This window comes from Microcoleus sp. ARI1-B5, assembly GCF_036705795.1.
Taxonomy (GTDB): Bacteria; Cyanobacteriota; Cyanobacteriia; order Cyanobacteriales; family Microcoleaceae; genus Microcoleus.
This window is the reverse complement of the sequence record NZ_JAUBVK010000015.1, coordinates 146085-155537: the sequence shown is the minus strand read 5'-3', so window position 1 is coordinate 155537 and position 9453 is coordinate 146085. Positions and strand designations below refer to the sequence as shown.

General features: G+C 49.1%; 8 protein-coding genes. 3 read left to right on the top strand and 5 right to left on the bottom strand.

Translation table 11 applies throughout. The annotated features are described in order from the left end of the window. The 3 genes from QUB63_RS21330 to QUB63_RS21320 all read right to left on the bottom strand — a co-directional run. On the bottom strand, positions 1 to 444 hold a 444-nt coding region (locus tag QUB63_RS21330), incomplete at its 3' end, for a DUF5331 domain-containing protein (RefSeq protein WP_332947306.1). 34 nt (positions 445 to 478) lie between these two features. Beyond that, positions 479 to 1345, bottom strand: a complete 867-nt coding sequence (gene bchL, locus QUB63_RS21325; RefSeq protein WP_332947304.1) for a ferredoxin:protochlorophyllide reductase (ATP-dependent) iron-sulfur ATP-binding protein — start codon at positions 1343 to 1345, stop codon at positions 479 to 481. A 757-nt stretch (positions 1346 to 2102) separates the two neighbouring features. Further along, the gene (locus QUB63_RS21320; RefSeq protein WP_332947303.1) at positions 2103 to 4271 is read right to left on the bottom strand and encodes a CBS domain-containing protein; all 2169 of its coding nucleotides are present in this window, start codon (positions 4269 to 4271) and stop codon (positions 2103 to 2105) included. Positions 4272 to 4547: 276 nt separating this feature from the next. Here QUB63_RS21320 and QUB63_RS21315 point away from each other — a divergent pair, with 276 nt between their 5' ends. The 3 genes from QUB63_RS21315 to QUB63_RS21305 all read left to right on the top strand — a co-directional run bounded on the left by QUB63_RS21315 (position 4548) and on the right by QUB63_RS21305 (position 7875). Continuing rightward, a complete protein-coding gene (locus QUB63_RS21315; RefSeq protein ID WP_332947302.1) occupies positions 4548 to 7127 on the top strand; it encodes a PhoD-like phosphatase in 2580 nt (859 codons plus the stop codon). Positions 7128 to 7301: 174 nt separating this feature from the next. Next, complete coding sequence (locus QUB63_RS21310) at positions 7302 to 7553, top strand: hypothetical protein (protein ID WP_332947301.1); 252 nt, start codon at positions 7302 to 7304, stop codon at positions 7551 to 7553. After that, on the top strand, positions 7540 to 7875 hold the full coding sequence (locus QUB63_RS21305) for a type II toxin-antitoxin system RelE family toxin (RefSeq protein WP_332947300.1): 336 nt from the start codon (positions 7540 to 7542) through the stop codon (positions 7873 to 7875). Before QUB63_RS21310 ends, QUB63_RS21305 begins: the two co-directional genes overlap by 14 nt. Here the strand turns inward: QUB63_RS21305 and QUB63_RS21300 are convergent. Together QUB63_RS21300 and QUB63_RS21295 are read right to left on the bottom strand one after the other, a co-directional pair. After that, positions 7843 to 7998, bottom strand: a complete 156-nt coding sequence (locus QUB63_RS21300) for a hypothetical protein (RefSeq protein WP_332947299.1) — start codon at positions 7996 to 7998, stop codon at positions 7843 to 7845. The two genes, QUB63_RS21305 and QUB63_RS21300, sit on opposite strands and share 33 nt — an antisense overlap. 431 nt (positions 7999 to 8429) lie before the next feature. Continuing rightward, a partial coding sequence (locus QUB63_RS21295; protein WP_332947298.1) for a WD40 repeat domain-containing protein occupies positions 8430 to 9453 on the bottom strand: 1024 nt, incomplete at its 5' end.

Sequence of the window (9453 nt, the reverse complement as noted above, 5' to 3'; positions counted from 1 at the left end):
AGCAGTTGCAGTTTGAGCTGCTGCGGGTGCAGCAGTTGCAGTTTGAGCTGCTGCGGGTGCAGCAGTTGCAGTTTGAGCTGCTGCGGGTGCAGCAGTTGCAGTTTGAGTCGCTGCTGCGGGTGTTGGAGATTGACCGATCGTCTGTGGCGCGGTATTTGAAGCCATACCCAGCGCTATGTCCGGGTCAAAATTTAGACCCAAGACTTCGATCAGGCTGTCTGCATCCGGCTTGAGTTTTGAGAAGGGCAGCATTAATTGCTGGAGTTCCGGCTCCAGGGCAGCCGCAATTCCCAGGATGAGGTAAGAAACAGGCCTTTTCCCGCCGTCGGGTGTGGCGACCGTGTTGTCAGCCGTCATGTGCAGGAGCAGCCAAGTCCGATTTGCCTGGTAGTAGTCCAACCACTTCTGTTTGAGAGCAACTGAAAAAGTATCAAAAAAAGCCATAACCTCTTTATCCTCATCCTGATCGCTAGACCTATTAAACCATCATCAGGTCTAGCTCATCTTCCTCCTTCTTGACCACCGGTTGCACAGGATTTAGATAAAAATCTGACAGCAAGGAGAATAAATCGCGATCGGGCGTGTCGTTGGGCACTACTCCTTCTGGCATTGCCAAAATCTGGTCAGCGATGTTGAGGTAGTAATCGCAGACGTAGTTGAGGGAGGGATCGCCCTCGGCCATCTCAAACAATGTTTTGCCTTTAACGCGAGAAACGCGGATGTCTTCAATTAGCGGCAGCACTTCCAGCACCGGCATCGGTACGGTGTCGATGTACTTGTCGATCAAGTCGCGCTTGGAGGTGCGGTTGCCAATTAAACCGGCGAGGCGCAACGGGTGAGTGCGGGCTTTTTCGCGGACTGAGGCGGCGATGCGGTTGGCTGCAAATAATGCGTCGAACCCGTTGTCGGTAACAATCATGCAGTAGTCTGCGTAGTTCAATGGGGCTGCAAAACCGCCGCACACTACGTCGCCGAGTACGTCAAACAGGATGACATCGTATTCCTCGAAGGCATTGAGTTCTTTGAGCAGTTTGACGGTTTCGCCGACTACGTAGCCGCCGCAACCAGCTCCTGCGGGCGGGCCGCCTGCTTCTACGCAGTCAACGCCGCCGTAGCCTTTGTAGATGACATCTTCGGGCCAAACGTCTTCGTAGTGATAGTCCTTTTCTTGAAGGGTGTCAATAATTGTGGGGATTAAAAAGCCTGTGAGGGTAAATGTGCTGTCGTGCTTTGGATCGCAACCGATTTGCAAAACTTTCTTGCCGCGCTTGGCTAGGGCAACGGAGATGTTGCAGCTTGTTGTCGATTTGCCAATTCCACCTTTTCCGTAAACTGCGAGTTTCACTCTTTGTTCTCCTATAGGTTTCTATCAAAACGATCGGGGCTGGGGTTTCACGCTTTGATGTTGCGATCGCCCAAATGCAATAGCCTTTCCTCCAATGCCCTTACTGCAATGCCATTCTTGTCAATTTGGGAGTCGGCGCTGCGTTACCTCGTTGAAAGCATTATTAGCTAACTTGCGAGGAAAAGAAAGGGGGCCTCCCAATGAAAATGCTAGTAAATTTGTTTATTTTGCATCTTTGGGCATCTTAGCTGCTTTTTGGATTTACCAATCTATTTTTATAATTATTTTACATTTTTAATTAATTTTAGAATACTTTCTTAATATAAAGAGGTACAAAAATAAAACAAAAATTAACTTCTCAAACAATCTCGGCTTTTGGCTTTGGGGCCTTGATGCAGGCAGTTGATGGCTTGTGCTGGTAACTCGAACCGGCACAAAGGTGCTGGTGGATGAGCAAAACGGGAGAGTGAGCTCGATTAATTGGGCCTGGGGATGCCAAAATTAGACGATTTTGGATTTTAGATTTTAGATTTTAGATTAGGAAAGAGTGATTTTGCTGGGGTTTTGAGTGTTGTGTAAAAAATTGTGAATTTTTAGGAATTAGCGGGAGGGGCGAGGCCGAGAGTGTCCGAGTGGGAGATTTGGGGGGAGTGTCGGATTGTCACAGTGGTGAAAATGTGACAACAGCCAACAGCCAACAGCCAACTGTCAACAGCCAACAGCCAACTGTCACAGGTCAACTGTCAACTGTCACAGGTCAACTGTCAACTGAGCTTCTGGCGATCGGAATTTCGATCGCAAACTCAGTACCCAGCCCAACTTCCGAAACGCAGTCGAGCCGCCCCCCGTGCTTTTCCACAACTAAATGGTAAGAAATCGACAGTCCCAACCCAGTACCCTTCCCGACTGGTTTGGTAGTAAAAAACGGGTCAAATAATTGGCGGCGGATCTCATCCGGTATGCCCCGCCCGTTGTCGGAAATGCGGATCGCCACAAAACCGCCAGCAACAACTTCAGTGCGAATTGTAATCGCGGGAAAAGTCAATGGAGAACTAGGAATTGACTGTGGTGGATTTTTCCCATTTCCCTTTGCCCATTTGCCATTCTGGATTGCTTCATCCAAAGCATCAATAGCATTGCCGATAATATTCATAAACACTTGATTGAGCTGGCCGCCACAGCACTCGACGCGGGGCAAATCGCCGTATTCCTTAATAATTTGAATAGCTGGATGTCCGCCTTGAGCTTTGAGCCGGTGCTGCAAAATCAGCAAAGTGCTATCTATGCCCTCGTGAATGTCAACGAGCTTGATGCTAGCTCGATCCGATCGCGAAAAATTGCGCATCGACAAAACTATTTGGCGGATGCGCTCGGTTCCTACTTGCATCGAAGACACGATCTTAGATAAGTCTTCCACCAAAAAATCGATTTCCATCTCTGCTGCTGCTTCCCGAATTTCCGAGACTGGTTCGGGATAGTGCTGCTGGTAAAGTTCCAATAGTTGGATCAATTCTTTGATGTAATGACTGGTGTGGGAAAGATTGCCGTAGATAAAATTAACCGGATTGTTAATTTCGTGAGCAATGCCGGCAATCATTTGTCCCAAAGAAGACATTTTTTCGGTGTGGACTAATTGAGTTTGAGTTTGCTGCAATTTCCGCACAGTTTCCTCTAATTGCTGCGCTTGATTTTTTAAGCAGGTTTGCTTTTGCCGCAGCACTTCTTCGACTCGCTGGCGCTTGATAATATCCCGTCTCAACAATTCATTTGATTCTAAAAGTTGAGCGGTGCGTTCTTCTACTTGTTTTTTTAAGTCGTCGTGAGCTTGGCGCAGGGCTTCTTGGGCCCGCTGCCGCTCTAAAATTTCTTGCTGCAAAAGTTCGTTGGTTTTCTGCAATTGGGCGGCTCTGTCGTCTACTGCTTGCTGCAAAAGCTCGATCGTCCCGTACATTTCAGATTGGTTAAAAACTTGCGGCAAACTTGTCATAGAGACAACGCCCAAAAGCTCTCCCTGACTGCCAGTTACTACCAAACGGCGCACGGAGTGCCGCTGCATGGACTGGTGGGCGCGGAAGAGGGAATCGCCGGGAGAGATGCAAAATAAAGGCGAACTCATGGCCTCAGTTGCGGAGATTTCGGAGAGGTTTAATTCGAGGGCGTGAAACTGCACAATGTCGCGCTCGGTGACAATGCCGATCGGGATTTGGTACTTTTCTATTGGTACGATCCGCTGTGGATGCTGAATTTGCTCTTCGACAATGACGACGCAACGGGATCGATGCTTGACCATGAGCTGGGCTAAATCGAGGGCACAGGCAGTTGTTGGCGCCGAAATGACTTCCTTCGTCATCACATCTGCCACACAGCGCAAATTGGTTAGCAAGTTCACCGGTTGCAGGGCTTCGTGAATGGCTTCGCGGGTGATGATACCGAGAAGTCGCGAGTCATCGTCTACTACGGGTAAGTGCCGGATGGAGTGCTGGCGCAAGGTGAACATTGCTGTGAAGATATCTTGAGACTCGGATTGTTTGAGGGTAATTGGCGATCGAGTCATTACCTCAGCAATTGTCAGTCCGATCGTACAAGCTTCGATGGTAGTTAGCTTGACGATATCCCGTTCTGTGAAAATGCCGATCGGGCGATTATCTTCCACGACTATGACGCAACTGCGCTTGGCTGCGCTAGCAACAGCGTTTGGTTTTTCGCCGCAAAGCTTACAGGAGACGCGCATCGGGTTCATCAGAGCCAACACTTGGGCGATCGGGGTTTCTGGGGCCACTGTGAGGGGGTGGCGGTCGAGCGCCCGATCTAAAGGTGACGAGTAAATCGGCGGGCTGTTGGGCTCTACAGGGGGTTCTGATAGTTTAATTGCTGGCGGCTGCGGGGTTGAAGCTAGGAAATTCTGTAATTGTTCTTCTTGTAGCATGGTTGATTATTAATTTTACTTAATGAATTGTTACAATTTTGCAGACATGGGTTGGCAGACTTAGCATTAGTTAAGGGGTGCCCCCCGAGAAACGGATACAAGCCCCTGAGACTCGCCTTGTGGAGAGCCCCAAATTTTAGACTCTTGTTCAAGCTCCCAGATTGAATGCTGCAAGTAAATCTAAAATCTAAAATCTAAAATCGACTCACAGATGCTCGATCGCCTGAAATCTCACTGCTAGAAAACCCCTTATTTTATTTTTAATTTTTAATTCCTATGTCGTGGACACCATTAAATCATCGAATTCATCACTTGCCGCTCATCCTTGCGGGCCCGATTTTGCGCCGCACCCAAAGTGGGGCCGTGACAGTTTGGCTGGCTCTGAAAGCACCCCGCCAAGTCGAACTCAAGGTTTATTCGACCCAGGGCGGCACCGGCGAAATTGTCGGTGTGCCCTTGCTCGAAGGTGCGAACTCTACCGTGCAGCTCGGCAAATACCTGCACGTAGTTGCGGTGACTGCTACACCAATTTACAGCAATGTCTTGACATCCGGGCAAATTTATGCTTATGACATCGAGTTTGCTGGGAGTCGCGAGTCGCCGTCGGTGGCAGCCCCAGAAAATGAGAAAGAAAATCTCCTTTCTTGCCTGTGGTCTGCTTCCCCTGATTTGTCGGCTTTGGGGCCGGGGACGATCGGTTATTTCGCTCACGGGTTGCCTACTTTTGCGCTGCCACCGCAGGATTTAAACTATTTGCGTATAGTGCACGGTTCTTGTCGCAAGCCCCACGGAGACGGCAGAGATGCGCTGCCAATCCTGGATAATGCGATCGAACAGTTTGCAGGAACGGCAAATTTTCGGCCCCACCAACTGTTTTTAACGGGCGACCAAATTTACGGCGACGACGTTGCCGATGCGATGCTGTGGGCCTTGACTGATGCTGGCGATACGCTGTTGGGCTGGGAAGAAAGTCTACCCCTGATGGATGATGCCCAAATAAAAAAGAATTTGTGTACCAGTATACCTAAGAACTCGCAAAATAAAAATGTAATTCGCGCCGAAAGGGAAATTTTTAGAGAGACGGCAATTCAGAAAGCGTCTGATGCTGAGTCTCAGTACAAAAAACCCATTGAGTTGCAGCCGGGGACTCGCAGCGATATTGCCAGAGATTTTGGCGGCTTTACGGGGATGTTGGTGAATAAACCCGACAAGGCTAAAAGTCACTTGTTTGGTTTGGGGGAATATTGCGCGATGTATTTGTTAGTTTGGTCTCCTGTACTTTGGTGCGAGAGTTTTCCCAAGGGTAAGGATATTTGTCAAGATTCTAAGGAGGCAAAAGTCTGGGATCGAGAAGTTGTTGAACTTGACGGTTTTTGTCGCAATTTGTGGAGGGTGAGGCGGGCGCTGGCTAATATTCCGACTTATATGATTTGCGATGACCATGATGTTAGCGATGATTGGTGTTTGAATCGAGAGTGGTGTTATCGGGTGCTGGGTAAGCCTCTGGGCCGCCGGGTGGTGCAAAATGCTTTGCTGGCTTATGCTGTGTTTCAGGCTTGGGGAAATACGCCCGCACAGTTCGAGGATGGAAGAGTAGGAGATAAGTTATTAAAGGCTGCCCAAAAGTGGTCGGATTCGGCGGGGACTGATGTTGCTGTTTGGGAGGAGGCGGCTTCGTATTTGGGAATTCCAGGGGTTGAGATTGAGACTGGTTTGCCGAAATTTAAGTTAGATGATGATGTTTTGATTTTGGATCGGGATGGCGGGGGTGTAAGTGAGGTTTTGAGTTGGCATTTTACGGTGAGAAGTTTTAAGCATGAGGTGATTGTGCTGGATACGCGGAATTGGCGGGGCTATCCGACCGAAAGCGCGATCGATCCGCCGATGCTTTTAACTCACAAGGGTTTTGAGGAGCAAATTCAGCAGCCTTTGCGGGAGACTGAGTTGCTGAATAAAACTGGGGAGTTTGCGATCGAGGCGACGCTGGTTGTTGTGCCGACTAATTTGGTGGGTTTGTGGATTATTGATGCGGTGCAAAGGCGGGATGTGGAACAGGGGAAGGTTTTTAATAGCGATGCGGGGGATGCTTGGAATTTTCATGAGTTGGCTTTTGTGAAGCTGTTGTCGGAGTTTTTTAAGCAGCGCGATCGGGTGATTGTTTTGACGGGGGATATTCACTATGCTGCGGCTGTGCGGCTGAGTTATTGGTCTGATTGTCATTTTGGCGATTCTCGCCCTGAGATTGAGCGTTTGCCCTCTGCATCTAACTGGAATCGCCAATCGCAAATCGCTAATTGCCACTCGTCTGTGTTGGCGCAGTTGACTGCTAGTGCTTTTATTAATGAGGAGTGGACAACTCATTTAGTTCATACTAAGATTAAGTCGCTGTTTCCCGAGCGATCGCACGAATGTTTGGGATGGAATGAGCCGCTGGAGTTGGTGAAGATTTCGAGAAGTGGCAGAAAGAAGGCTGTGGCGGCTGCTGTGAGGGATAGGCAATCTTTTCCTGATTGGGGCTATCAAATTGATTGGATTAAACGACAAAGAGCTCGGGTGTTTTTGCAGCAGGAAAATGGTTATCCGTCAAGTAGGTCGCATAAAAATAAACAGTTGCCGCTGCTGCGTAGGTTGTGGAATTTGATAGCGCTGTTGTGGCGCAATCGCTGGCTGCAAGAGGGCGATGAGATTGTGGGATATGGCAATATTGCGATCGTCAGTTTTCAGTGGCCGGCTGATGGTGATGGGGAGAAGGCGGTGATGCAGAATGTTTATTGGCGGCCGCTTTGGGAGCCGGATAGTGTGGTTTACAGTCAATATTTTGTGCCGCTGGGATTGGATGAGCCTACGGTTGATTGATCAGGTGTTTGATTGATTTATTTTGTTGTAATGCAATATCTCATTGGGGCGGGTTCACCAATATTTTTGATTTCCCACCATCAGCTCGATCGACCCGCCCCGCCCCTACGCGAAGGATGCGATCGCATAACATAAGGTATAATAAACAGGTGGATTGAAACCCAGGCTAAAAAAATGAAGGTAACAAAGGCTATAGAATTGGTAAAATACGTTGCAGATGCTAACGGGAATAAAACTGATGTGCTTGTACCGGTAGAAGTTTGGGAAGCGATGTTAGCTGCTTGGAAAGAGACGATTGAGCGATTGGAAGATCGAGAGGATTTGGGGATTTTCCAAGAGTGGCTGCAACGGCGGGATGCTGGTTTGGTAGAAACGATCTCTTTGGAAGATTTGGAGCAGGAATTGATCGCTGATGGCCTTGTATAGAGTAGAAGTAATTAGCTCCGCACGTCAAGAAATTCGCGCTCTACCGGGCAATATGCGACAGCGAGTGTTGGGACTGCTGAAAGCACTATCGTCACAACCTCGGCCCGAAAGCAGCAAGTGTATGGATACATCTAATCTGGCGGGTGAATTGCCTTCTAGTATCGGGCTATATCGCATCAGGGTAGAATCTTGGCGAGTTGTTTATGTAGTTGAAGATGAGTTACAGTTATTGACGGTGCTGACTGTTCGGAAACGACCTCCTTATCAGTATGAAAATTTGCGTGAATTGCTAGAAGAAGCGATCGCAACTGAGGAAGAATGAGGGTCGATCGATCGTTTCCCAAAAAGTCGATCGCCCGTTTCCTGAAAAGTCGATCGTCCGTTTCCCAAAAGTCGATCGCCCGTTTCCCCAAAAAAATGTTTTGAGTTTATGCTTGTTATACAATGTTTTTGGAGGATTTGGCGGTTAAAACCGGGTTTTTGACGACTGCAAATTCCTCGATTTGTGGCACAGTCCGCCGGGGGTTCAAACCCCCGTCTCATAGCGCAAGTCGGTTGAAACCGACTGAAGATTCGCATGAAACCGATACACATCAACTAACTCTTGAGTCCTCTTTGAGAGGACTTTCGCTATGAGACAGGGGTTTAAACCCCTGGCGGACTCGGCGACGAACCAACTAACCCCGACTGCGCGGACTCACTAACGGACTAACAAATCAAATTCGATCGCCCATCCACCCAAAAACCCGCAGCGTAGCGGGGCTCCATCCATCGCCCATCCACAAAAAAAACCGATCGCGGGGCCCCAGAAACCGGGTTTTTTCCGAAATACTTCGCTACAACCCACAGATTCGGGCAAAAACCCGGTTTCTTGGATTATCGATCGCTGCTAACTCCCTCCAATCGCAGGAAATGCACCCGGCCCGATCGATCGCCCGCTACAACTGTCACTCCATCAGGGGCGATCGCACAGCAATCAAACCCATAATCTCCGCTGAAACTAGCAACCTCTTTGCCACTAAGCAAATCCCAGACTTTCAGGGTGTTATCTTCGGAACAGGAAATTGCTTGGAGGCCGTCGGGTGCGATCGCGACTGCCCATACCCTGTCAGTGTGACCTATAAGAGTTGTCAGTTCCCTGCCACTGTCTAAGTCCCAGATTTTCAGGGTTTTATCATATGAAGCCGAAACCGCTCGTTTGCCGTCGGGGGTAATAGCGACTCCTTTTACCGACCAAGTATGACCCGCTAGTGTTCTCAGTTCGATGCCACTGTGGATGTCCCATACTTTCAGGGTTCTATCGTCGGAAGCCGAAACCGCTCGTTTGCCGTCGGGGGTAATAGCGACTCCTTCTACCGACCAAGCATGACCCGTGAGTGTTCTCTGTTCGTTGCCACTGTGGATGTCCCAGATTTTGAGGGTTCTATCCGAAGCCGCAATCACAGTGAGGCCGTCTGGTGTGATCGCGACGGCATTTACGTAGCTCGTATAACGGGTGAGGGTTCTCAGTTCCCTGCCACTGTCTAAGTCCCAGATTTGGAGACCATCTAAACCTAAAGCGAAAATTGCTTGCTTGCTGTCGGGTGCGATCACCACTGCTTTTACAGAGGAAGTATCAACGATCAGAGTGCTCAGTTCCTTTCCACTGTCTAAGTCCCAAATTTTGATAGTTTTATCCCATGAAGCGGAAATCGCTATCTTGCTGTCTGGTGCGATCGCCACTGCTGTTACCGAGTTAGTATGACCCGTCACAGTTCTCTGTTCGGTGCCACTGTCTGTGTCCCATATTTTGAGGGTGTGATCTGATGAATCCGAAATTGCTCGCTTGCCGTCGCGCGCGATCGCCACTGCTGTTACATAGGAAGTATCACCGATCATGGTTCGGAGTTCCCTGCCACTG